This is a genomic window from Cryobacterium sp. TMT1-66-1, from assembly GCF_004403435.1.
Taxonomy (GTDB): Bacteria; Actinomycetota; Actinomycetes; order Actinomycetales; family Microbacteriaceae; genus Cryobacterium; species Cryobacterium flavum.
The window spans coordinates 497,003-519,688 of the sequence record NZ_SOGP01000006.1 but is presented as its reverse complement, the minus strand read 5'-3'; the positions used below and the strand labels follow the sequence as shown (position 1 = coordinate 519,688).

23 protein-coding genes and 1 pseudogene are annotated in these 22,686 nt (G+C 66.8%); 9 read left to right on the top strand and 15 right to left on the bottom strand.

What is annotated here, in order from left to right; genetic code table 11:
* Nucleotides 1-38: 38 nt before the first annotated feature.
* Genes E3T29_RS04965 through E3T29_RS04935 form a run of 7 tightly spaced genes read right to left on the bottom strand, consistent with a single transcriptional unit; the run spans nt 39 to nt 7,643 of the window.
* Nucleotides 39-944 carry an ABC transporter permease gene (locus tag E3T29_RS04965; RefSeq protein ID WP_134344366.1) on the bottom strand — a complete coding sequence of 302 codons (906 nt, stop codon included), beginning with the start codon at nt 942-944 and terminating at the stop codon, nt 39-41.
* Nucleotides 934-1,719 carry an ABC transporter ATP-binding protein gene (locus E3T29_RS04960; protein WP_241987639.1) on the bottom strand — a complete coding sequence of 262 codons (786 nt, stop codon included), beginning with the start codon at nt 1,717-1,719 and terminating at the stop codon, nt 934-936. Before E3T29_RS04960 ends, E3T29_RS04965 begins: the two co-directional genes overlap by 11 nt.
* Nucleotides 1,716-3,143 carry a sulfate adenylyltransferase subunit 1 gene (locus E3T29_RS04955; protein WP_134344364.1) on the bottom strand — a complete coding sequence of 476 codons (1,428 nt, stop codon included), beginning with the start codon at nt 3,141-3,143 and terminating at the stop codon, nt 1,716-1,718. Before E3T29_RS04955 ends, E3T29_RS04960 begins: the two co-directional genes overlap by 4 nt.
* A 3-nt stretch (nt 3,144-3,146) precedes the next feature.
* Nucleotides 3,147-4,208 carry an ABC transporter substrate-binding protein gene (locus E3T29_RS04950; RefSeq protein WP_134344362.1) on the bottom strand — a complete coding sequence of 354 codons (1,062 nt, stop codon included), beginning with the start codon at nt 4,206-4,208 and terminating at the stop codon, nt 3,147-3,149.
* A complete protein-coding gene (gene cysD / locus E3T29_RS04945; protein ID WP_134344360.1) occupies nt 4,208-5,146 on the bottom strand; it encodes a sulfate adenylyltransferase subunit CysD in 939 nt (312 codons plus the stop codon). Before cysD ends, E3T29_RS04950 begins: the two co-directional genes overlap by 1 nt.
* Entirely contained in the window at nt 5,128-5,913 is a 786-nt protein-coding gene (locus E3T29_RS04940; RefSeq protein WP_134344359.1) for a phosphoadenylyl-sulfate reductase, read from the bottom strand. Before E3T29_RS04940 ends, cysD begins: the two co-directional genes overlap by 19 nt.
* Nucleotides 5,910-7,643: a nitrite/sulfite reductase gene (locus E3T29_RS04935; protein ID WP_134344461.1), complete on the bottom strand. Its 1,734-nt coding sequence runs from the start codon at nt 7,641-7,643 to the stop codon at nt 5,910-5,912. Before E3T29_RS04935 ends, E3T29_RS04940 begins: the two co-directional genes overlap by 4 nt.
* Nucleotides 7,644-7,879: 236 nt before the next feature.
* Here E3T29_RS04935 and ftsY point away from each other — a divergent pair, with 236 nt between their 5' ends.
* Both ftsY and E3T29_RS04925 read left to right on the top strand, forming a co-directional pair.
* On the top strand, nt 7,880-8,755 hold the full coding sequence (ftsY, locus tag E3T29_RS04930; protein ID WP_092341210.1) for a signal recognition particle-docking protein FtsY: 876 nt from the start codon (nt 7,880-7,882) through the stop codon (nt 8,753-8,755).
* 22 nt (nt 8,756-8,777) lie between these two features.
* A complete protein-coding gene (locus E3T29_RS04925; RefSeq protein ID WP_134344357.1) occupies nt 8,778-9,281 on the top strand; it encodes a DUF2004 domain-containing protein in 504 nt (167 codons plus the stop codon).
* A gap of 192 nt (nt 9,282-9,473) precedes the next feature.
* On the opposite strand, the gene E3T29_RS04920 is transcribed toward E3T29_RS04925, so the two are convergent.
* Nucleotides 9,474-10,928 (bottom strand): MFS transporter, encoded by a 1,455-nt coding sequence (locus E3T29_RS04920; protein WP_134344355.1) that lies wholly within the window; start codon nt 10,926-10,928, stop codon nt 9,474-9,476.
* Here E3T29_RS04920 and E3T29_RS04915 point away from each other — a divergent pair.
* From E3T29_RS04915 to E3T29_RS04900, 4 genes are all read left to right on the top strand, one after another.
* Entirely contained in the window at nt 10,912-11,181 is a 270-nt protein-coding gene (locus E3T29_RS04915) for a hypothetical protein (protein WP_134344353.1), read from the top strand. The two genes, E3T29_RS04920 and E3T29_RS04915, sit on opposite strands and share 17 nt — an antisense overlap.
* Nucleotides 11,182-11,188: 7 nt before the next feature.
* Nucleotides 11,189-12,778 carry a signal recognition particle protein gene (gene ffh / locus E3T29_RS04910; protein WP_134344351.1) on the top strand — a complete coding sequence of 530 codons (1,590 nt, stop codon included), beginning with the start codon at nt 11,189-11,191 and terminating at the stop codon, nt 12,776-12,778.
* Nucleotides 12,779-12,936: 158 nt separating this feature from the next.
* Complete coding sequence (locus E3T29_RS04905) at nt 12,937-13,734, top strand: LLM class F420-dependent oxidoreductase (protein WP_134344349.1); 798 nt, start codon at nt 12,937-12,939, stop codon at nt 13,732-13,734.
* Between the two features lie 157 nt (nt 13,735-13,891).
* Entirely contained in the window at nt 13,892-14,107 is a 216-nt protein-coding gene (locus E3T29_RS04900) for a hypothetical protein (protein WP_198417712.1), read from the top strand.
* A 145-nt stretch (nt 14,108-14,252) separates the two neighbouring features.
* Here E3T29_RS04900 and E3T29_RS04895 read toward each other — a convergent pair whose 3' ends face one another.
* From E3T29_RS04895 to E3T29_RS04885, 4 genes and pseudogenes are all read right to left on the bottom strand, one after another.
* Nucleotides 14,253-14,840, bottom strand: a complete 588-nt coding sequence (locus tag E3T29_RS04895) for an NmrA family NAD(P)-binding protein (RefSeq protein ID WP_134344347.1) — start codon at nt 14,838-14,840, stop codon at nt 14,253-14,255.
* 51 nt (nt 14,841-14,891) lie between these two features.
* The gene (locus E3T29_RS20110; RefSeq protein WP_241987650.1) at nt 14,892-15,122 is read right to left on the bottom strand and encodes a DUF3253 domain-containing protein; all 231 of its coding nucleotides are present in this window, start codon (nt 15,120-15,122) and stop codon (nt 14,892-14,894) included.
* Nucleotides 15,123-15,161: 39 nt separating this feature from the next.
* Nucleotides 15,162-15,296, bottom strand: a pseudogene (locus E3T29_RS20105) (DUF2256 domain-containing protein); the annotation flags it as partial.
* A 1-nt stretch (nt 15,297) separates the two neighbouring features.
* Nucleotides 15,298-16,434, bottom strand: coding sequence for a glutamate--cysteine ligase (locus tag E3T29_RS04885; protein ID WP_134344343.1), 1,137 nt, complete (start codon nt 16,432-16,434; stop codon nt 15,298-15,300).
* Between the two features lie 201 nt (nt 16,435-16,635).
* On the opposite strand from E3T29_RS04885, the gene rpsP reads away from it, so the two are divergent.
* Genes rpsP through rimM form a run of 3 tightly spaced genes read left to right on the top strand, consistent with a single transcriptional unit; the run spans nt 16,636 to nt 17,929 of the window.
* Nucleotides 16,636-17,040 (top strand): 30S ribosomal protein S16, encoded by a 405-nt coding sequence (gene rpsP, locus E3T29_RS04880; protein WP_092341199.1) that lies wholly within the window; start codon nt 16,636-16,638, stop codon nt 17,038-17,040.
* A gap of 3 nt (nt 17,041-17,043) precedes the next feature.
* The gene (locus E3T29_RS04875; RefSeq protein WP_092108900.1) at nt 17,044-17,280 is read left to right on the top strand and encodes an RNA-binding protein; all 237 of its coding nucleotides are present in this window, start codon (nt 17,044-17,046) and stop codon (nt 17,278-17,280) included.
* 4 nt (nt 17,281-17,284) lie between these two features.
* Nucleotides 17,285-17,929, top strand: a complete 645-nt coding sequence (gene rimM / locus E3T29_RS04870) for a ribosome maturation factor RimM (protein ID WP_241987638.1) — start codon at nt 17,285-17,287, stop codon at nt 17,927-17,929.
* A 75-nt stretch (nt 17,930-18,004) separates the two neighbouring features.
* Here the strand turns inward: rimM and E3T29_RS04865 are convergent, their stop codons facing one another.
* From E3T29_RS04865 to nirB, 3 genes are read right to left on the bottom strand one after another with little or no spacing between them, the layout of a single operon-like run.
* A complete protein-coding gene (locus tag E3T29_RS04865; RefSeq protein WP_134344339.1) occupies nt 18,005-19,201 on the bottom strand; it encodes a uroporphyrinogen-III synthase in 1,197 nt (398 codons plus the stop codon).
* On the bottom strand, nt 19,201-20,040 hold the full coding sequence (gene cobA / locus E3T29_RS04860; RefSeq protein ID WP_134344337.1) for a uroporphyrinogen-III C-methyltransferase: 840 nt from the start codon (nt 20,038-20,040) through the stop codon (nt 19,201-19,203). The genes E3T29_RS04865 and cobA overlap by 1 nt, the downstream gene beginning before the upstream one ends.
* A gap of 4 nt (nt 20,041-20,044) precedes the next feature.
* Nucleotides 20,045-22,684, bottom strand: coding sequence for a nitrite reductase large subunit NirB (gene nirB / locus E3T29_RS04855; protein ID WP_134344335.1), 2,640 nt, complete (start codon nt 22,682-22,684; stop codon nt 20,045-20,047).
* Between the last annotated feature and the right edge of the window lie 2 nt (nt 22,685-22,686).

The window sequence follows — 22,686 nt, the reverse complement described above, 5'->3', positions numbered from 1 at the left end:
CTTTCAAACAAGGGACAAGGACAAAGGATGCGCGCAAGTCAACGCAGGCCGGCGGCCATGAGTCCGCGGCGACGCAGCAATCGGCGCTCGATCGGCGCGAAGATGACGAGTTCGACCAGGATGCCGACGAAGAGGATCACCAGGATCGTGGCGAGTACGCCGGACAGGTCGGCGAGCTCGCGGCTCAAGTGCAGCATCGACCCGAGACCGAACCCGATGTCGCCGCCGATCACGATGATCTCCGCGGCCATGAGGGAGCGCCAGGCAAAGGCCCAGCCCTGTTTGAGACCGGAGAAGTAGCCCGGCAGGGCCGCCGGCAGCACTACGAGGGTCGCCATTTGCAGGCGCGAGGCGCCGAGGACCGTGCCAACGCGGCGCAGCTGCGGGGGAATCTGGTCGACGCCGGAGACGAGCCCATTGGCGATGGAGGGCACAGCGCCCATCAGGATCACGAAGTACACGGTGGCGTCGCTGAGGCCGAACCAGATGATTGCGGCGGGCACCCAGGCGACGGAGGGCAGCACCTGCAGGCCCGACAACAGCGGACCGAGCGCTCGTCGCACCGGTCGGCATTCGGCCAGCAGCAATCCGATCGGGGTGCCGATGGCTACGGCGATGATAAAGCCGAGCCCGCCGCGTTCGAGGCTCGTCGTCACCGCGAGCTGCAGGCGGTCACTGTTCCAGGCGCTCACCAGGGCGCCGAACACATCGAGGGGTCCGGGGATCAGGTCGGGGCGCGGTTTGACGATGAGAATGTAGACCTGCCAGGCCAGGGCGAGTCCGATGAGCAGCAGAATGGGCGGCAGCGCACCGTCGAGGGTGCGTCGAACGGCACCGCGCGGGGTTTCGGGGACGGCCTGCAATGAATCCAGTCCGGCTTCGAGGCGACGCAGTTCGTCGTGGCTCGGGTCGTGGGCCGTTGCGGTACGGGTGTCAAGCGGCATTGCGGCGGATCTCCTGTCGCAACTGGTCGGTGATTTCGTCGCTCAGCCGGGCGACTTCGGGGGATTCGATGCGGCGTGAGCCGGTGTCGGTGATGGTCCACTCGTTGACGATGCGGCCGGGGCGGGAGGACATCAGCAGGATGCGTTCGCCCAGCCGGGCGGCCTCCCGCACGTTGTGGGTGACGAACACGATGGTGCGGCCGGTCTGCCGCCAGACCCGTTCCAGTTCCTCGTGCAGCAGGTCGCGGGTGATGGCGTCGAGGGCGGCGAACGGTTCGTCCATCAGTAGTACCTTGCGGTCCTGTGCCAGCGAACGGGCCAGCGCAACGCGCTGCCGCATACCTCCGGAGAGTTCGTGCGGGCGCTTGTCGGCGGCATCGGCCAGGTTGACCAGGTCGAGCAGCTCGAGGGCCTCGCCGCGGCGGTCCTTGCGGGGGACCCCGCCCAGCTTGAGGGCGAGTTCAACGTTGCGGCCGGCGGTCAGCCAGGGGAACAGTGCTGCGTCCTGGAACATGACGGCGGCCTTGCCGCTCGCCACGGTGACGGCGCCCTCGGTCGGTTTCTCCAGGCCGGCGATGATGTTCAGCAGCGTGGACTTGCCGCATCCGCTTGCCCCGAGCAGGCAGACGAACTGGCCGGGCTCGATCGACAGGTTGATGTTGTCGAGCACGAGCGGGCCGGTGCCGTAGCGCTTGCCGAGAGCATCGACCGTGATGGCGGCCGGCTCGAGCGCCGTGGCAGTCGGCGCCACGGCAACGTTCGTGAGCGAACTCACGGTGACACTTCCGACCCTGCGCCCGAACCATCGCCCGCACGCGTCGGCTCGCCGGGAGCGGTGACGATGCCGGCCGCGAGGGTCGCGCCGTCCTGCGGGTGAATCACCAGGAACGCGCCGGAGCGGCGGTTCTGCGCGTAGGGTTCCACCGGCAGATCGCGCGACAAGCGGATGCTCGCCTGCCCGATATCGTTCACGGCCAGGCTCGTGGCCGGTTGGGCGCCGAGCGTCGTCAGGTCGAGCCGACCGGTGACCTCGCTGATCAGGGCCTGCATGACGGTCGTACCGAACTTCACGAGCACGCGGGCGCCCGGTGCGAGCGGGCGCGGGTCGAGCCAGAACAGGTCGGCCGAGAGGGTGCGGGTCACCGGCGGCAGGCTGCCGGCGGCGGCAATCACCGCGCCACGGGCAATGTCGAGGTCGTCGGCCAGGCGCAGCGCGACCGATTGCGGTGCGAAGGCCTCGTCGAGAGCGACCCCGGCGAAATCGATTCCGGTGACGGTGCTGGTGCCGCCGCCCGGCTCAACACTCACGGTGTCGCCGACCTTGATGCTGCCGCTCGCCACCTGCCCGGCATAGGCCCGATAGTCACGGTAGGAGTCGGCGAGCTCGGGGGCGACGACGACCGCGCCCTGAGGCCGCAGCACGAGCTGTACTGGCAGGCGGAACGCCTCAGTAGTTTGGCCGCGCTCGTCCAGATCGTCGATCACCGTGAGGGTTTCGAGCAGTTCGAGCAGGCTCGGTCCGGCATACCAGGGGGTGCGCTCGGAGCGGTCGACGACGTTGTCGCCGACCAGGGCCGACACTGGAATCACATGAACTTCTGCACGTGAGTCAGAACCGAGGCCGAGTTCGGTGGTGACGAGACGAACGGATGCCTCCACCTCACGGTAGGCCACTTCGTTGTAGTCCAGCAGGTCGATCTTGTTGACCGCGACGATCACGTGCGGCACGCGAAGCAGGGCGACGACGCTGAGGTGTCGACGGGTCTGCTCGAGCACCCCCTTACGGGCGTCGATGAGCATGATGACGGCATCCGCTGTGGTGGCGCCGGTGACCATGTTGCGGGTGTACTGCACGTGGCCGGGGCAGTCGGCGAGGATGAAGGACCGAGCGGGCGTGGCGAAGTAGCGGTAGGCCACGTCGATGGTGATGCCCTGTTCGCGTTCGGCGCGCAGGCCGTCGGTCAGCAGGGCGAAGTCGATGCCGCCGCCTATCCCGCCGAAGCCGCGCTCGGTGGAGGTGCGGGTGACCGCTTCGAGCTGGTCGGCGAGGATGGCTTTCGAGTCGTGCAGCAGGCGGCCCACCAGGGTGGACTTGCCGTCGTCGACCGAACCGGCCGTCGCGAAGCGAAACAGGGTGCCAACGGGCGCGGCGACGGCGGTTTCTTCGGCTTTCGCTTGGGTGTCAATGGTGAGGGTCATTTGTTATTCCGTTCCCAATCCGCCGGCCGAGACCGGTTCTTCTGCATGTTTCACCAGCACGGCGTTGAGCAGCGCCACGTTGAACAGGCCGTCCAGGTCGCCGTCCTTGCCGAGGCCGGCCTTGACCGCTTCGGCGAGCGAGACCGGAAAGGTCGAGGCCAGCGGGTCGACATTGAATTTCACTTCGGTCAGGGCCCGGGTCAGAACGTCGTCGGCGAGTGCCTTGCCGGTGTCGGCCTTGAGCTTCGTGTTGATCGTGGCTGCGGCGTCGGCCGGGTTCTGGGTGAGCCAGTCCACGGCGGTGACGTGCCCCTCGAGCAGGGCGCTCACGGTGTCGGGATGTTCCTCGAGAAAGGCCTTACGCACGAGGAGCACGGTGGTCGGAAAGTCGCCGTTGTCCCACAGGTCGGCTTCGTTCACGAGAACGTGGCCGCCGCCTTCCAGGACGAGCCGGGACACCCACGGTTCGGGTAGCCAGGCGCCGTCGATCTTGCCGCTTTGAAACAGGGTCAGGGTTTGCGCATTGTCGCCGGGTGAGACGGTGACGTCGCCGCCGCCAATCGTGCTGGTCTCATAACCCTCGTCGCCCAGCCAGGAGCGCAGGGCCACATCCTGGGTGTTGCCGAGCTGGGGCGTGGCGATGGTGGTGCCGGCGAGGTCGGCCGGGGTGTCAATGCCGTCGCGCACGACGAGCGCTGCCCCGCCGCTCGCGGCTCCGGCCACGATGACCGCCGACTGGCCGCCGCTCTGCACAAAGGTGTTCACGGCCGGACTCGGACCGATGTAGGCGGCGTCGATCGCGCCGGCGCTCAGGGCCTCAACGGCAGACGGCCCGGCGCTGAAGATCTGGGTGCTCAGCGTGGTATCGCCGAGGGCGTCCTCGAAGAAGCCGTTCTGCAGGCCCACGAGCGCGGCGGCGTGGGTGACGTTGTCGAAGTAGCCGAGGCGCAGTTCGGTGGCTGGTCCCTGGTCGGTGGCGGGCTCGGCGCTGACCGAGGTCGCGCATCCGCTTAGAAGAAGGGTGGTTCCGAGCATGAGAGCGCCCAGACGTAGCGAATTCTTCATTAGAAGTATCCTTCCTTCTTGCGGTCTTCCATGGCGGCCTCAGAGATGCGGTCGTCGGCGCGGGTGGCGCCTCGTTCGGTGATTGTGCTCACGCCGACCTCGCGCACGACATCGGCGACGGATGCCGCACTCGAATCGACCGCGCCGGTGCAGCTCATATCGCCCACCGTTCGGTACCGCACCGTGCGTGTCTCGACGATTTCGTCGGCGCGGGGCAGGCTGACCGGGCTGACCGAACGCCACATGTTGTCGCGGCGGTAGACCTCGCGTTCATGCGCGTAGTACAGCGGGGGCAGCTCGATGTTCTCGCGTTCGATGTAACGCCAGACGTTGAGTTCGGTCCAGTTGCTGATCGGGAAGGCGCGCACGTGCTGGCCGACGGTGTGGCGTCCGTTGTAGAGGTTCCACAGTTCGGGGCGCTGGTTGCGCGGGTCCCACTGGCCGAATTCGTCGCGCAGCGAGAGGATGCGCTCCTTGGCGCGGGCCTTGTCCTCGTCGCGGCGGGCGCCACCGAAGACGGCGTCGTGCCGGCCGGCGGCGATCGCATCGAGCAGCGGCAGGGTCTGCAGCGGGTTGCGGGTGCCGTCAGCACGCTCCACCAGGCGGCCGTCATCGATGTAGTCCTGCACCTTGGCGACCGTCAGGCGCACGCCGTGGGCGGCGACGGTCTGGTCGCGAAACTGGAGAACCTCGGGAAAGTTGTGGCCGGTGTCCACGTGCAGCAGTGTGAACGGGATCTTGCCCGGCCAGAACGCCTTAGCGGCCAGGTGCAGCACCACGACGGAGTCTTTGCCGCCACTGAACATGAGCACGGGGCGTTCGAACTCGGCGACGACCTCGCGAATGATGTGGATCGCTTCGCTCTCGAGCACGTCGAGTTCGGAGAGACGGTGGGCTGGTGGTGAAACTGGCGTGATCGTCACAGGTGGAGCCCGCATTCTGTCTTCTCGAGGGTGGCCCAGCGGCCGGAACGGGGGTCAGCGCCCGCCGCGACGGGCTGGGTGCAGGGGGCGCATCCAATAGAGGGGTAGCCCTGGGAAAGCAGCACGTTAACCGGAACGTGATTCAGGGTGGCGTAGTCCATCAGCTCGTCGTAGCTCCAGGCGGCGACCGGGTTGACCTTGACCAGGCCGTTGCGTTCGTCCCAAGTCACCAGCGGCGTGTTGGCGCGGGTGGGGGCTTCGTCGCGGCGCACACCGGTGAACCACAGCTCGTAGCCGCCGAGCGAGCGCTGCAGCGGCTCGACCTTGCGCATCGCGCAGCAGGCGTTGGGGTCGCGGGCGAACAATTCGGCGCCGTGCAGGGCATCCTGCTCCGGCACGGTCGTGAGCGGCAGTACGTCAACGACGGTGACCGGCAGGGCGGCGGCGACCGCGTCGCGGGTTTCATAGGTTTCAGCGAAGTGGTAGCCGGTGTCGAGAAAGAGCACGTCGACGCCCGGCAGCTGCTTCGACACGATCTCGGGCAGCACGGCGTCGGCCATGGAGCAGGCGACAGCCACGGAGTCGGCGCCGAAATTGCGGGCGACCCAGGCGACGACCTCGGCGGCGGTGGCCTCGCGGCCGTTGGCTGTTGCGGCGGCAGCGAGTTCGGCCGAGCCGGCTTCGGCCAAGGCCTCCAGCTCGACGGCCGGGCGGCGCGCGGGAAGTTCGCGTGCCGGCGCAGCGGATGCCGCGGCGCGCGCGTTCAGGTTGATGGCGCTCATTTGAGCTCCTCCTCGTCGGCGCGGTGCGCCCACTGGGCAAAAGTTTCGTCCGTGCTGCGGGCATCCAGAAAACGACGCACGAGGCGTTCGACGTAGTCGGCCAGGTCCTCCGCGGTGACCTTGAGGCCGCGTACAGTGCGACCGAGGCCGGCTTCGTCCCGATCCACCGAGGCGAGTCCGCCGCCGAGGTGCACCTGGAAGCCGGGGGTGGAGCCGCCGTTGCCATCCGGCAGCAGCTGTCCCTTGAGCCCGATGTCCGCGATCTGGATGCGGGCGCAGGAGTTGGGGCATCCGTTCACGTGCAGGGTGATCGGGTGCGGGGCGTCGATTCCGGCGAGCCGCTTTTCCAGCTCGAGAATGGCATCCGTTGCGGACTGCTTGGTCTCGACGATGGCGAGCTTGCAAAATTCAATGCCGGTGCAGGCGACGGTAGAGCGGCGGAACAGGCTCGGGCGGGCCGAGAGGCCGATCTCGTCGAGCGCCGCGATCAGCGGTTCGACGTGCTGTTCAGCGACGTCGAGCACCACGATTTTCTGGTGCGGCGTGGTGCGCAGCCGGGTCGAGCCATGGGCTTCGAGCAGGTCGGCGAGCTTCGTGAGGGTCTGGCCGGAGACACGGCCGACAAACGGCGCGACGCCGATGTAAAAGCGGCCGTCCTTCTGCTTGTGCACGCCGATGTGGTCGCCCTGAGTCTTGGGGCGGGGCGCGGCGGGGCCGTCAGGCAGGGTGTAGCCGAGATATTCGTCTTCGAGAATGCGACGGAATTTCTCGGTTCCCCACTCGGCCAGCAGAAACTTGAGGCGTGCCTTGCCGCGCAGGCGGCGGTAGCCGTAGTCCCGAAAAATGGAGGCGACGCCCCGCCAAACCTCGGACACCTTGTCTTCGGCGACGAACGCGCCGAGGCGTTCGGCCAGGCGCGGGGTGGTGCTGAGCGCGCCGCCGACCCAGAGGTCGTAGCCGATACCGAGTTCGGGGTGTTCGACGGCGACCAGGCCGATGTCGTTGATCTCGTGTACGACGTCCTGGCTGGGGTGGCCGGTGATGGCCGTCTTGAACTTGCGCGGCAGGTTGGCGAATTCGTCGGTGCCGAGGTACTTGCGGGCGAGCTCGTTGATCGACTCGGTGGGGTCGATCAGCTCGTCGGCGGCGATGCCGGCCACGGGGGAGCCGAGGAACACGCGCGGCACGTCGCCGCAGGCCTGGGTGGTTTCGAGGCCGACGGCTTCGAGGCGGCGCCAGATTTCGGGCATGTCCTCGATCTGGATCCAGTGCAGCTGAATGTTCTGGCGGTCGGTGATGTCGGCGGTATCGCGTCCGAAGTCGCGCGAGACCTCGCCGATGACCCGAGTCTGCTCGGTGGTGAGTTGGCCGCCGTCGATGCGCACGCGGAGCATGAAGTAGCGGTCTTCGAGTTCCTCCGGTTCGAGAGTGGCAGTCTTACCGCCGTCAATGCCGGGCTTCCGCTGGGTGTACAGGCCCCACCAGCGAAAACGGCCGTGCAGGTCGGTGCCGTCGATGGAGTCGAAACCCTGCTTGGAGTAAATCTGTTCGATGCGTCCTCGCACGGCGAGGCCATTGTCGACTTGCTTCCAGACCTCGTTGCCGTTGAGCGGTTCGGTGCCGTCGATCTTCCACTGGCCGTTCGGGCGCGTTGAGGGCCGTGGCGGGCGGGCTGCGGGCAGCTTGGTCGCTGTTGGTGCATTGCCGGCCCCGGCTGCAACGGTGGGCACCGTCTCGGTTTCGTTCGGCACGTCGACTCCCTCGGTTTGCGGTGCCGCCTCGGTATTTTGGGATCCGAAGCAACGACGTCAACGCTACTGCGCCGCACGAATACGGGGCAGGGAGCCGGTCACGTGCTGTCACACACTGTCACGCGGCGTCACACAGGTTGCGCGGAACGTTTCGCGCGCTAGCCGGGCAGCCGATCGCCGCGCGCAAGCCGTCGCCGTCCCCGTAGGCTAGGGACATGGCTGAACGCACCCCCTGGTCCCTCTCCGGCGCACTGCGCGGAATGTTCGCGAAGAAGACCATCGACGCCGACACCTGGGAAGACCTCGAGGATGCCCTGCTGCAGGCCGACTTCGGCCCGAATGTCACCGAAGCTGTCATCGCAGACTTGCGCGCCAAGGTCGCCAAGTACCACACGACAGACCCGACAGATCTCCAGCGGATGCTTCGCGAAGGCATCGAAGAGCGGCTCTCGGTTCTCGACTCCACCCTGACGCTCTCCGAGCGCCCCGCCATCGTGCTGGTCGTCGGGGTGAACGGCGTGGGCAAAACCACCACGATCGGCAAGTTCGCCAAGTTTCTGGGCACCTACGGTCGCAGCGTCGTGATCGGGGCCGCCGACACGTTCCGCGCCGGCGCGGTCGAGCAGCTGTCGACCTGGGCCGAACGCGCCGGTGCGCAAATCGTCAAGCCGCAGATGACCGGGCAGGATCCGGCATCCGTCGCCTTTCAAACCGTCGAGAAGGCGAAGAATGAGGGCATCGAAATCGTGCTCATCGACACCGCCGGGCGGTTGCAGACCAAGGGCGGCCTGATGGACGAGCTCACCAAGATTCGCCGCGTCGTCGAGAAGCAGGGCTCGATCGCCGAGGTGCTGCTCGTGCTCGACGCCACGACCGGTCAGAACGGACTCGCCCAGGCCGAGGCGTTCATCGAACATGCCGGAGTGACCGGGCTCGTGCTGACCAAGCTTGACGGCTCAGCCCGCGGCGGCTTCGTGCTGGCCGTGCAGGAGAAAACGGGCATCCCGATCAAACTCGTCGGGCAGGGTGAGGGCATCAACGACCTCACCGGGTTCACCCCGCACGTCTTCGCGCAGAAACTCGTCGGCTGATGGACAATATTAAGGGAGCGATATGAGCATCGAACACGATTTCTTCGGAATTCTCGGCGACGAAGACGAGGGCGAGGTCTACTGGTCGGAGTCGGCCGAACTCGGTGACCAGAGCGTCGAAATCGATCTCAATTCGCCCGATGAAGAATCGGTGACCGCCGAGGCTCTTGATATTGCCGCAGCCATGATCGGCGCCATGGAGGACCTCGACTCGCAGGTGCGCGAGTCCCTGGTAGCCGACCTGTCGGCTGAGGTGTCGGTGACCAGCCAATACATCGCCGAGCAGCTCGACGAGATGGACCAGGAGGCGATTGAGAACGCCATCATCTGGGATTCCGGCGACCAGCAGATCGACTTTCTGCGCTCACTGCGCCTGCAGCGCATCGGCTTTCATCCGCACCACAACGGCAGCGAGGCGCACTTCGCGGTGCTCGAGTACGCCATCAGCCCCGACGACACCGACGGCCTGCTGGTCGTGACGATCGACGTGCACGGCGACACGGTTCTGGTAGCCCTCGACAGCTGACCCTGCACGAGGTGCTTTATAGCCGGGTGCTTTATAGCCGGGTGCTTTATAGCCGGGTGCTTTATGGCCGGGTGCTTTATGGCCGGGTCCTTCAGGGACGGGGCCCGGGCCCGGTCCCTGGGCCCAGCTTATAAACTGGGCCCGTGGCTGGAAGGTGGGCCCGGAGCCCCGGAGCCCCGGAGCCCCGGACGGCTACCCCAGGTGCACCGCAGACCCCGCGCCGAGCAGGTCCTCCTTGCGCGGGCGCACCAGGAAGAACGCAATCGGCGCCGCCGCGAAGATGATGATGGCCGCCCACAGGAAGGCGGACTGGTATCCGCTCACGAAGGCGCCGAGTTGCACGGCCTGTGACGGTTCCTTATCGACCAGATACGAGCTGACGGCTGCGGTGTACAGCGCGGTGAACAGGGCCGTTCCGAGCGATCCGCCGATCTGCTGCATGGCCGTCACGGCCGCGCTGGCAGCCCCGGCGTCGTGGTCGGCGATTCCCGACAGTGCCACGTTCTGCAGTGGCACGAAGATCATCGCGAGGCCGGTACCGAGCAGAATAAGCCCGGGCAGCACCTCGAACGCATAGTTGCCGCCCACCGTGATCTGCGTCATCCAGACCAGCCCGGCGGCGCCGACGACCGGTCCGACCGTCATCGGAATGCGCACTCCGGTGCTGGCCAGAAACTTCGACAGCACGCCGGCACCGATCATGATCGTGACGGTCATCGGCAGCGAAGCCAGACCGGACTGAATGGGTGTGTACCCCAGCACGATCTGAAAGTAGAGCGTGAGAAAGAGCAGCCCGCCGAGCAGCGCCGCGCCCGAGAGCAGCGCGGTGAGAAAGGCGCCGCCGCGCACCTTGTTCGCCATAATGCGAAGCGGCAGCAGCGGATGATTGCTCCGACTTTCCACCAGCACGAACAGTCCCAGCAGCACCAGTCCCAGCGGGAGGCAGACGAGCACGGGCCACGTGCCCCAACCGTTCTCAGCCTGTGCGAAGCCGAAAACCAGGGATCCCAGGCCGAGTGCCACGAGAACAGCCCCCGGCAGGTCGTACCGCGTGTTGCCGTGCGCTTTGCTCTCGCCAATGACCGGGATCGCGGCCGCGATGGCCACGATGGCGATCGGTACGTTCACGTAGAGGCACCAGCGCCAGCTCGCATACTCGGTCAGCACGCCGCCGAGAATGAGGCCGACGGCCGCGCCGCCGCCGGCGATTGCGCCATAGACGGCGAATGCCTTGATGCGGTCCTTGCCGCCGGGAAAGTTCACCGTGAGCAGGGCGAGCGACGCCGGTGCGAGCAGCGCGGCGAATAGTCCCTGCAGACCGCGGGCGGCGAGTAGCTCCCAGGTGCTCTGGGCGGCACCGCCGAGGGCGGAGGCGATGGCGAACCCGGCCATGCCCACGATGAAGGAGCGCTTGCGCCCCCAGAAGTCGGCGATGCGCCCGCCGAGCAGCAGAAGGGCGCCGAACACGAGCGAGTACAGGGTGACGACCCAGGTGCGGTCGCCGTCGCTCGTGCCGAGCGCTTCCTGCGCTTGGGGGAGCGCGATATTCACGATCGTGCCATCGAGCACCACGGTGAGCTGGGCGAGCGCCACGATGGCGAGCAGCAGCCACTTTCGGGGGTGGGGCGCGGTGGCCCTCGAAGTCATGCTCGGCTATCGCGACGAGCAGGTGCGCCGCATCCGCTTGGCGCAGGAGGCGGGACGGGTCGACGCTGCGTGGGACCCGGTTGAGCTCATGACGCTCATCTTCGGTATCGCCTCGGCCTGGGTGCACGAGCCTGGCGCTTCCCCGGCCCCCGGCGGCATTCCCGACCCGGCAGCCATGGCGGGCCGCCGCACCAACGTCATCCGCGCGGTCGAGCGCCTGATCGCACCGAGTGCAATTCGGCCGATAAACTGACACCATCATGGCAACTTTTGGAAACCTCTCAGATCGTCTTGCCGAGACGTTCAAAAACCTCCGCACCAAGGGCAAGCTCAGCGCAGCGGATGTCGATGGCACAGTCCGCGAGATCCGTCGCGCCCTGCTCGACGCCGACGTGGCCCTCGAGGTCGTCAAGGACTTCACCGGCAAGGTGCGCGAACGCGCCCTCGGCGACGAGGTCAGCAAGGCCCTGAACCCGGCCCAGCAGGTCGTGCAGATCGTCAACGACGAGCTCATCACGATTCTCGGTGGCCAGCAGCGTCGGCTCGAATTCGCCAAGAAGCCGCCGACCATCATCATGCTCGCGGGCCTGCAGGGTGCCGGTAAGACTACCCTCGCCGGCAAGCTCGCCAAGTGGCTCGCCAAAGACGGCCACACCCCGCTGCTCGTCGCCGCCGACCTGCAACGCCCCAACGCCGTCACGCAGCTGGAAGTCGTCGCGAAGCAGGCCGGCGTCGCCGTGTACGCGCCTGAGCCCGGCAACGGCGTCGGTGACCCGGTCAAGGTGGCCCGCGACGGCGTGAAGTACGCCCTGCAGAAGGTGCACGACGTGGTCATCGTGGACACCGCGGGACGCCTCGGCGTCGACGCCGAGCTCATGAAGCAGGCCGCAAATATCCGCAAGGCGATCGATCCCGACGAGGTGCTCTTCGTCATCGACGCCATGATCGGCCAGGACGCCGTCGCCACGGCGAAGGCCTTCCAGGACGGTGTCGACTTCACCGGTGTCGTGCTGACCAAGCTCGACGGTGACGCCCGCGGTGGCGCGGCCCTCTCGGTCGCGTCGCTCACCGGCCGCCCGATCATGTTCGCCTCGACCGGTGAGGGACTCGACGACTTCGAGCCGTTCCACCCCGACCGCATGGCCGGTCGTATCCTCGACCTCGGTGACATCCTCACCCTGATCGAGCAGGCACAGGGCGCGTTCGACGAGGACGAGGCCCGCAAGGTCGCCGAGAAATTCGCGACCGACACCTTCACCCTCGACGACTTCCTTGGCCAGATGCAGCAGCTGCGCAACATGGGTTCGATCAAGAAGATGATGAGCATGCTCCCCGGCGCCGGCGCCATGAAGGCGCAGCTCGAAAACTTCGACGAGCGCGAGATCGTGCGCACCGAGGCCATCATCCAGTCGATGACCAAGCTCGAGCGCACCACGCCGAAGCTGCTCAACGGCTCCCGCCGCCTGCGCATCGCGCGCGGATCGGGCTCGAGCGTCACCGAGGTCAACCAGCTCGTGCAGCGCTTCGAGCAGGCCGCCAAGATGATGAAAACCGTCGCCAAGGGCGGCATGCCCAACATTCCCGGAATGGGCCCGATCCCCGGCGCCGGCTACGGCGGCAAGCCCAAGCAGGTGGCCAAGAAGAAGGGCTCCAAGTCGGGCAACCCGGCCAAACGGGCCGCCGAGAACGCCGCGATCGCCTCGGGCGTCAAGCCGACCGGAGAATCCGTCAAAGCGGATGCCGTCGGTTCCGGCTTCGGCCTCGGCTCCGGCGCCCAGCCCGGCAAGGGTAAAGCAGGCGGACCGACCGAAGAGGAAATGGCCGCGCTTCAGAAAATGCTCGGCCGGTAGTAGCATCCGCTCGTGGACGGGGCCCAGGCCCCGTCCACGAGCCCAGCTTATAAACTGGGCCCGTGGCCATAGGGTGGGCCCGCGAAAGGCTGGGAACCCGCGCTGAATTCGGCGCCGGGCGTCGCGACCAGCACTGGGCCCGGTCCTAGGCTTGAACCATGACTTCGACGACGAACCAGACGAACCGCAGCATGCGCTTGGGCGTACAGATCGCCCCGCAGCACGCCCAGTACTCCAAAATTCGTGACACGCTCACTGAAGTGGAGGCGCTCGGCGCCGACATCGCCTTCAACTGGGACCACTTCTTTCCGCTCACCGGCGAACCCGACGGCCTGCACTTCGAATCATGGACCATCCTTGCCGCCTGGGCCGAGCAGACCACGACCCTCGAATTCGGTGCCCTGGTCAACTGCAACAGCTATCGCAACGCCGACCTGCAGGCGGACATGGCCCGCACGATCGACCACATCAGCGGCGGACGCTTCATCTTCGGTACCGGCGCCGGCTGGTTCGAACGCGACTACCAGGAGTACGGCTACGAGTTCGGCACCCCAGGCACCCGCCTGAACGCGCTCGACGACAGCCTGAACCGCATCGAGGCTCGCTGGGCCAAGCTCAACCCATTGCCCACCCGTGATATCCCGGTGCTCATCGGCGGTGGCGGCGAGAAGAAAACCCTCCGCATCGTCGCCCAGCACGCCGACATCTGGCACTCGTTCTCGAACCCCGAAGTGCTCGAGCACAAGCTCGGCGTGCTCGGCGCCTGGTGCGACGAGGTCGGCCGCGATATCAGCGAAATCGAGATCTCCACGGAACTGCGGGGGCGCACGGTGGAAGACGCCAACACGCTCTATGACCTCGGCACCCGCCTGTTCACGGTCGGCATCACCGGCCCCGACTACGATCTCGGCCCGGCGACCGACTGGCTGGCCTGGCGCGACAGCAAGAACGCCTGATTCGACTCGGCCCAGAAGCTGGACCAACGTCGGGCGTTGTAGGTTCGCCACCAGTAAAGCGGTCGGAGCGCGTGAGCGACAGCGGACGCCCCGTGCCGGCGGGAAGTCTTTGCCCTCGTCGAACGTTATCCGTGTAGGTCAGCCAATTGAATCCGCCGTGCGACAGGCGGCGGCGCGTCGTCCCTCTGCAAACGATCCCGGTGACCCGGAGGCTACCAGGGGCGCGATTCTCAAGGTCGTCGATGCACAGAAGCCGCCACTGCGCATCTTCTTCGGCAAGGCGCCCCTGGGCATCGCGACGAAGGACTACGAGTCACGACTGGCCACGTGGAACGAATGGCAGCCGGTGTCGATTGAGGCACACGGTGCCTGAGTCTCCAGGACCACCGCGCACTCAACGGTGAGCTGGCGGAACCTTCAAGCGCAGGAAATTTTCCCAGCCGCAGCGGGTGAATCAGCAAACTCCGCGTGCGGTTCCAGGACATTCCGCGACGAAACGAGGGCCAGAGTCGGGATTGTCAGGTGGTGGGCAGGGCGGCTGTCGTCTGTGCGGGATTCCAGACCGCGCGCTCGCGGTGGGCGATTTCGGCGAAGCGAATGGGCTCCCGGCCAAGGACCCCGCGCACCGTGTCGGTCAGCTCGCCCGCCATGCCGAGGCGGGCGGTGGTGTAGATCGCGGCAGTGAATAAAACCATTCCCCACGGCATGCCGAGGGTGCGGCGTGCGTGTTGGAGGTATCGCATGATGCCGGTCTGTGCATAGCGAATGGGGCGGCCGAGTTCGTCCGTCAAGATCTGGGCAACCTGCTGGTAGGTGAGGGCTTCACTCCCCGTCACCGTGTCGGCGGTGTCGGTGTCGGCGTGGGACGATGGGGCGAGCAGGGCGGCCGCGGCGATCGCGCCGATGTCTTCCAGATCGACGAATGCGGTCGCGCCCCGCCCGGCCGGAACCATGATCTCGTCGCGATCACGGATGTCGGTCAGGTGGGTGGTGGAGAGGTTCTGGTGGAAGAACGAGGCGCGAACGAACGTCCACGCGACCCTCGATGTGCGAAGCCAGGTTTCGATGGCGGCATGCGGTACGACCAGGATTGGATCGTTCGCCATTCGAAAACGTCTCGTCGTGCTTCCCTACCCAAATGTTATCCGTCGTGATCGCTAGCGCACCCGCCGTAGCCGAATCGGGCCTTTCGCTGTCGACGGGTCGACCACGGCGCCGCCTTGGGTGATCTGCAGTTCACCGCGGGAGACCATGCGGCGGGCGGCTCGCCTGGCCGGTTCCATGAGATCGCGCCATTCCTCATTGCCGACAGCCTTCGCCGCGTCGGACGGACAGATCGTGGCGGCCTGTGCCCGGGCAGTGAGCAGGGTCGTAATCGATTCTTCCAACCGCAGATCGGTCGCGGTGACCCCGCGGTTACGGCATGAGTCCGAACAGTATTTCACCGAATCCCAGTCGCGCGCCCACTTCACGCGCCACTCGATCCGGCGGCCACACGACGCGCAGGTCTTCTCCGGGACGCGATCCGCAGGGGTCGAATCGGCCCGTTGATGGTGCACCATTCTAGCGGCCCAGCCCCTCGGCCAGCTCGTGGCTGAGCGCCGCAACGACCGCGGGCAGGCTGCCGCCGTGGGTGGCAGCCACGGCGAGCTGCCGCTGGTAGCTGCCGCCGTCGTCGACGATGCGGTGGAGGCCGAGCAGCTCCGGCAGGCAGCCGAGGCGCTCCGCGGTGGGGGAGAGCGTCTCGATGAGGCGACGCACGTCATCCGTTACCAGGCATTCGGCGCCCATTGCATCGAGGATGATCTCGGCGCCCAGCCCATAGCGGGCCGCCCGCCACTTGTTCTCACGCACGAACCACGGCTGCATGCGCGGTACGTCTTCGCCTTGGTCGAGGCGGGTGGACATCCACTCGACCAGGCACTGGATGAACGCGGCGATCGCGGCGAGTTCCACGGCGGTGGAGACTCCATCGCAGACGCGCACCTCGATCGTGCCCCAGCGCGGTGACGGGCGAATATCCCAGCGCACCTCGGTGACGTCCTCGATGATGCCGGTCACCGCCATGTCGTCGACGTAACGCTCCCAGGCGTCCCAGTCGGGCAGGTCCCACGGCAGGCCGGCGGTTGGAAGCTGCTGGAACATGAGCGAGCGATTGCTCGCGTAGCCGGTGTCGACGCCGGCCCAGAACGGGCTCGATGCGCTGAGCGCCTGCAGGTGCGGCACGTAGGTGAGCAGGCCGTGCATGATCGGAATCACTTTGGCCTTGTCCTCGATGCCGACGTGCACGTGAATGCCCCAGATCATCATGTTGCGCCCCCACCACTGCGTGCGGTCGATGAGCTTGTGATAGCGAGCCTTGTCGGTGATGGTCTGGTCAAACCACTGCGCAAACGGATGCGAGCCGCTACAGATCACGTCCACCTCGCGACCTTCCAGAACGCGACGTACCTCACCGAGCTGGCCGGCGACATCCGCTACCGCGTGGCCGACGGTGTCGTGCACGCCGGACACCAGCTCGACCGTGTTGAGCAGCAGCTCACCGGTGATCGTGGGGTGGGCCGAACCGTCGGGACCGCGCAGGGCATCGAGCACCTGGTCGGCGATATTTGCCAGATCGCCGGTCTCGCGGTCGACGAGGGCGACCTCCCACTCGATGCCCACGGTCGAGCGGGCGGATCGGGCGAAGTCGAGTGGCACGGGTGCTCCTTGGGTGGACCGGTGACGGCCGTTGAGGTTCGATTATCACAATGACAGCAATCTCTGACACAATGATTAGTCGCGATCCGTTGTGCCCGACCCTCTATCTCGGTGCAACGTGATCCTATAGAGCTTATGCCGAGTGTGCCCCCACGCTCACGGCCCAAGGTTCGCCAAACAACGAATTAACACTGGAGAATTGTGGCTGTCAAAATCCGTCTGAAGCGCATGGGCAAGATCCGTGCACCGTACTACCGCATTGTCGTTGCCGACGCGCGCACCAAGCGCGACGGTCGTGTCATCGAAGAAATCGGCATCTACCACCCCACGGAGGAGCCCTCTGTCATCGAGGTCAAGTCCGAGCGTGCGCAGTACTGGCTCAGCGTCGGCGCTCAGCCGACCGAGCAGGTTGCTGCACTCCTCAAGCTCACGGGCGACTGGGGCATCTTCAAGGGCGACAAGAACGCCAAGAGCACCGTCAAGGTGAAGGAACCGAAGGCTGCTTTCGTCGCTGACGAGAAGAAGAAGCCGGTTCTCAAGCCCAAGGCTGAGAAGCCGGTCGCCAAGGCCCCCGAGGTCGCTGCAGAAGCAACCGAAGAGGCGTAACTGTTGCTTGCTCCCGCGCTCGAACACCTTGTCAAGGGGATCGTTGATCACCCGGACGATGTGCACGTTGCAGAAAAGAATTCTGCAAGAGGCGAGGTGCTCGAGGTTCGTGTGAACCCCGAGGATCTCGGCCGGGTCATTGGTCGTGCGGGTCGCACCGCCAAGGCCCTGCGCACCCTCGTTGCAGCTCTGGCCGATGGTCGACGCGTTCGCGTCGACGTCGTCGACACCGATTTCTAGTTCAGTGAACGACGCAACTGTGGACGACAGCGAGAAGGACCGCACCCAGCAGTTACGGGTGGGGCGCCTGACCAAGGCTCACGGCCTCAAGGGAGCAATCAAGCTCGAACTGTTCACGGATGACCCGGGACGACGTTTCGTCCCGGGCGCCGTGTTCACCCTGCAGGTTCCGACCGGCTCGGCCTGGCACGGCAAGACGATCGAACTCGTCGAGCTCCGCTGGTATAACCAGCACGCGGTCGGTTTTTTCAAGGATGTCGTCGATCGCAGCGCGGCGGAAACGCTCGCGAAGGCGATCCTCTGGATCGACGCGGACGTCGCCGAGCAGTCGGATGAAGAAGACGCCTGGTACGACCACCAGCTGGTCGGCCTCGCCGTCATGCGTGACGGTGTGCGCATCGGCACCATCGGTCGCCTCGAGCACATGCCCGCGCAAGACTTGTTGATCGTGAAAACGCCCACCGGCGACGTCATGGTCCCTTTCGTGAAGGCCATCGTGCCGAGCGTCGACGTGAAAAACGGCGTAGTCACGATCACGCCGCCGCCCGGGCTGCTCGAAGAGCTGCCCGAGGACCCGACTGACGCTGAGCCTACTCTTGAAACTGACTCTGACACGGATGCCGCGGCATCCGCTCTTAAGACAGACTAAGACTCAGACCGCACCCCTGCCGGACTGTACCGATGTGTTTCACACGGGAACAGCCCGGCATCTGTGCGTCCTGGGCTAGACGTTGAGGCGGTAGCCGCGCTTGACCACCGTCGCGACCAGCCCGGGAATGCCGAGCGTCTGCCGCAGCCGGCTGAGCGAGACCTCCATGGCATGGTCGTCGGAGTCGCCGGCCAGGGCCAGCGTGAGGTCCTCACGGGAGACGACCGCCCCGCGTGCCCGCACGAGCGCCCGCAGAATGGCGAGGGCCGTCGGCGGCAGCTGCACACGTTCCTCGCCGACCTGCACGAGCGAACCGCGCAGCTGCACGAGCCCGTTCTGGGTCTCGACCCGCTCGATCATGTTCTGCTCGAGGTGTTCGCAGACCAGCCGAATTAGCGCGCCCATGCGAAAACGGGTCGGCTGAATGGGTGCGATCCCCGCGGCGATCAGCGGGGCACTGGTCACCGGGCCGACCGCTGCCGCGCAGACCTGGGTCTGCAGCGCCTTGAGTAGCTCGGGGTAGACCTCCATGCCTTCCGCCGCGGTGAACAGCGCGTGCACGGCCGGCGCACTCGTAAACGTGACGCAGTCCAGCTGGCGGGCACAGATTGCCTCGACCAGTTTGTACACCCGCTCGTCGGTGTCGTCGACGGCGATCCACCGGTACGGCGCGACGACGAGCACGCGCTCGTGCACCGCGCGCAGCCGGTCGAGCTGCTGTTCGTCGGTGGCTCCGTGCACCTGGATTCCGATCGTGAGCCCGGGCGGGTACTCGGCCAGAACCTTGTCAACGAGCGAGGCCGTCGTCTCCGAATCGCTCATCCCGGAGTCACCCAGCCCGGTCGCCCGAATGCCGCCACGCGCTTTCGGCCCGCGCACCAGGATGGTCGTCTCGGCCAGGGCGTCGGTCAGGTCGGAGCCGAGACCATCGGCCTCGGCCACCTCGAACCAGCGGCGCACTCCGTAACCGGTGGTCGCGAGCAGAATATCGGGCCGCGCGGCGATCATGGTGCGGGTGTCATCGAGCAGCGGGCCGTCCTGCTGCGAGTGCGCGATGCGCAGGGTCGGCGCGTGCACAACGCGCGCACCGCGCCGCTCAAAGGCGTCGATCAGGTCGCTGGAGCGCCGATCACTCGTCACGCCGATACGAAAGCCCTCAAGTTGGTTCGGCTGCAGAAACGGTGCCGCGACCTCGATCGGCTCGACGGCACCCGGCAGGCGCGCGTGGTGCGCGTACAGATCGGGTGCGGGCACATCGTTCGTTTCCGTCATCAGTCGGTGCCCGCAAACTCGGCCGCTCGGGCCACGAGGTCCTCGGCGGCGGCGTCGCCGCTGTAGGCGAGGCGTACGACCTCGCCGACGACCAGCACGGCGGGGCTGCGCACGCCGGCGGCAGCGGCATCGGCCAGCACCGCCGACAGTGTGCTCACGGTGGTGCGCTGGGTGGCGCTGAACCCGCGTTCAATAATGGCCACGGGCATCTCGGCCGACATGCCGTGCCGGAGCAGCCCCTGACTGAGGGTCGGCAGGGTGCCGACGCCCATGAGTACCACGATGGTGCTGCCGAGCAGGGTGAGTCCTTCGAGTTCGTTGTCGGTGAGTGGTGCGTGGCCGCTGATCACGGTGAAGGCGTGGCTGATGCCGCGGTGGGTCAGCGGGATTCCGGCCGCGGCCGGCACCGCAAGCGCACTCGTGACGCCGGAGATGACGGTGACGGCGATGCCATTGCGGTGGCAGGCGAGCACTTCTTCACTCCCGCGACCGAAGACATAGGGGTCGCCGCCCTTGAGCCGCACGACGCGTTTGCCGGCGAGGGCATGCTCGACCATGAGTTCTTCGATTCCGGTCTGCGAGACCGGGTGGCTGCCGGCGCGTTTGCCGACGTCGATGAGCGTCGCCTGGGGTGCGAGGGAGGCGAGGTCGTCGCTCGGCGCGAGGCGGTCGAACAACACGACATCCGCTTGCGCGAGGGCGGTCACCGCGGCCACGGTCAGCAGTTCAGCGGCACCGGGGCCGCCACCCACCAGGGTGACGGGACCGGTGGTCACTGGGCCGGCGGCTACTGAACTGGAGCTGACTGACCCAGCCGTACGGGAACTCTGGGCTGTCATTTGCCTACTCTTTTCGAACGGGAATGCGGCTTCCACTTAGGAGAACAGTACTCGACGAGGCCCGTTCGGCCGGAGTCGCCGGCCTTATTTGGTCACGCTCCGTAACGAGCGCGATGCTCGGGTCGGGTTCGGCCGGAGCGTTCACGAAGGAACGAAACCGGCGCAGTCGTTCCGGGTCGGCGAGCGTCGCCGCCCACTCGTCTTCGTAGTTGTCGACGTGGGCGAGCATGGCCTGCTCGAGCTCCTCGGCCAGTCCAAGCGAGTCGTTGATGACGACGTCGCGCACGTGCTCGAGGCCGCCCTCGAGGTCCTCCATCCAGCGGGCGGTGCGCTGCATCCGATCGGCCGTGCGAATGTAGTACATCATGTAGCGGTCGATGTACTTGATCAGGGTTTCTTCGTCGAGGTCGGTCGCGAGCAGCTGCCCGTGCGCCGGCTGAAAACCGCCGTTGCCGCCGACGTACATGTTCCAGCCGTTGTCGCTCGCGATAATGCCGACGTCCTTGGCCCGGGCTTCGGCGCACTCGCGGGCGCAGCCCGACACCCCGAACTTGAACTTGTGCGGCGCGCGCAGGCCGCGATAGCGCAATTCGAGCCGAATCGCGAGGCCGACGGCATCCTGCACGCCGAACCGGCACCAGGTGGAGCCGACGCAGGACTTCACGTTGCGCAGCGCTTTGCCGTAGGCCTGCCCCGACTCGAAGCCAGCGTCCACCAAAATGCGCCAGATGTCGGGCAGCTGTTCCAGCCGGGCGCCGAACAGGTCGATGCGCTGTCCGCCCGTGATCTTGGTATAGAGGTCGAAGTCGAGCGCGACCTGGGCGATCACGGCCAGTTTGGTCGGGGTGATCTCGCCACCCGGAATGCGGGGGACCACCGAGTAGGTGCCGTCCTTCTGCATGTTGGCCATGGCGCGGTCGTTGGTGTCCTGCAGGGTGCCGCGGCCGGCATCAAGAATGTAGGAGGTGTTCTGGCTGGCCAGGATGGAGCCGACGGCTGGCTTGCAGACATCACAGCCACGACCAGTGCCGAAGCGGGAGAAGATCTCGTCGCTCGACGTGAGCCCCAGCACCCGCACCGATTCGAACAGCTCTTGGCGGCTCAGCTCGAAGTGCTCGCACAGGGCGTGCGAGACCGTTTGACCGGATGCCGTCAGCTCGGCCTCAAGGATCTTCTTGACCAGCGGCACGCACGAACCGCACTGGGTGCCGGCCCGCGTGCAGACCTTGAGCGCGCCGAGCTCGGTACAGGCATCGGTGTGGTCGTCGCCGCGAACGGCATTTCGCACCGCGCCGGCCGAGACCATGTTGCAGGAGCAGACCAGGGCGTCGTCGGGCAGTTCGTCGCCAGCCGGGGCCTCGGCGCCGGCGGCTGAGAGGTAGGCGGCGGGCTCGCTGCTGAGCTGTCGGCCCACCATCGGGCGGAGTGCCGAGTAGGGCGTGGCGTCACCGACGAAGATGCCGCCGAGCAGGATTTGGGCGTCGTCGGTCATGACAAGCTTTTGGTACAGCCCACGGGCCGGGTCGGCGTAGACGATTTCCAGCGAGCCGGGCGTCGTCGCGAGGGCGTCGCCGAAGCTCGCGACGTCGACGCCGGACAGCTTGAGCTTGGTGGCATCGTCGACGGTCGTGAACTCGGCGATGCCGCCGAGCAGACGGTCGGCGACGACCTCGGCCATGGCGTTGGCCGGGGCGACGAGGCCCACGCAGCGATCGTTCCAGCTGGCGACCTCGCCGATCGCCCAGATGCCCGGGTCGCTGGTGCGGCAGTCGTTGCCGATCGTGACGCCGCCGCGGGTGCCCACGGTGAGCCCGGCATCGCGGGCCAGTTCGTCGCGAGGCGAGATGCCGATCGCGTAGACGACCATGTCGGCGGCGATGTCGCGGCCGTCGCCGAGCTGCAGGCCGGTCACGGCGGTGTTGTCGTCGTTGGTGAGGATGGTGCGGGCGCGGGTGCCGAGGTGCAGTTCGATGCCCTGGGCAACGATGAGCCGGCCGAGCGACTGTCCGCCGCCCTCGTCGAGCTGGGCGGACATGAGCCAGCCGCCGGAGTGCACGATGGCCGATTCGGCGCCGAGCTTGTGCAGTCCGCCGGCCGCTTCGAGGCCGAGCAGACCGCCGCCGGCCACGACGACCTTGGGGGTGCGGCCGAGTGAGGCGGTCAGAGCGGCGAGTTCGTCGACGAGGGCGTCGACGTCGTCGAGGGTGCGGTACACCCGAATATGTTCGCGGCCGGGCAGCTCCGGTACGGGGGCACTGGAACCGGTGGCGAGCACGAGGTCGTCGTACTGCAGCACCGCGCCGGTCGACGTCGTGACTGTGCGGGCGAGCCGGTCGATGCTTGTGGCCCGTTCGTTGATGCGCAGCGCGATGCGTTCGCTGTTCCACGGGGCCGTGGGCTCGAGGGTGAGGTCGATCAGGCCGGCCAGGCGCTGGCTCAGCGCGACCCGGTCGTAGGGTCGGTGGTTTTCTTCGGCCAGCACGGTGATCGAGAGGGCGTGCTCGGTGTCGCGGGAGTGCAGCGCGTCGGTGAGGCGGTGCGCGGCCGGGCCGCCGCCGATAACGATGACGCGGCGCGGGGCGTCTGGATCGGCGCTGGCGGCATCCGCTGGGGTCGTCGATGTGACGGCGTGCGTCGAATCCATAG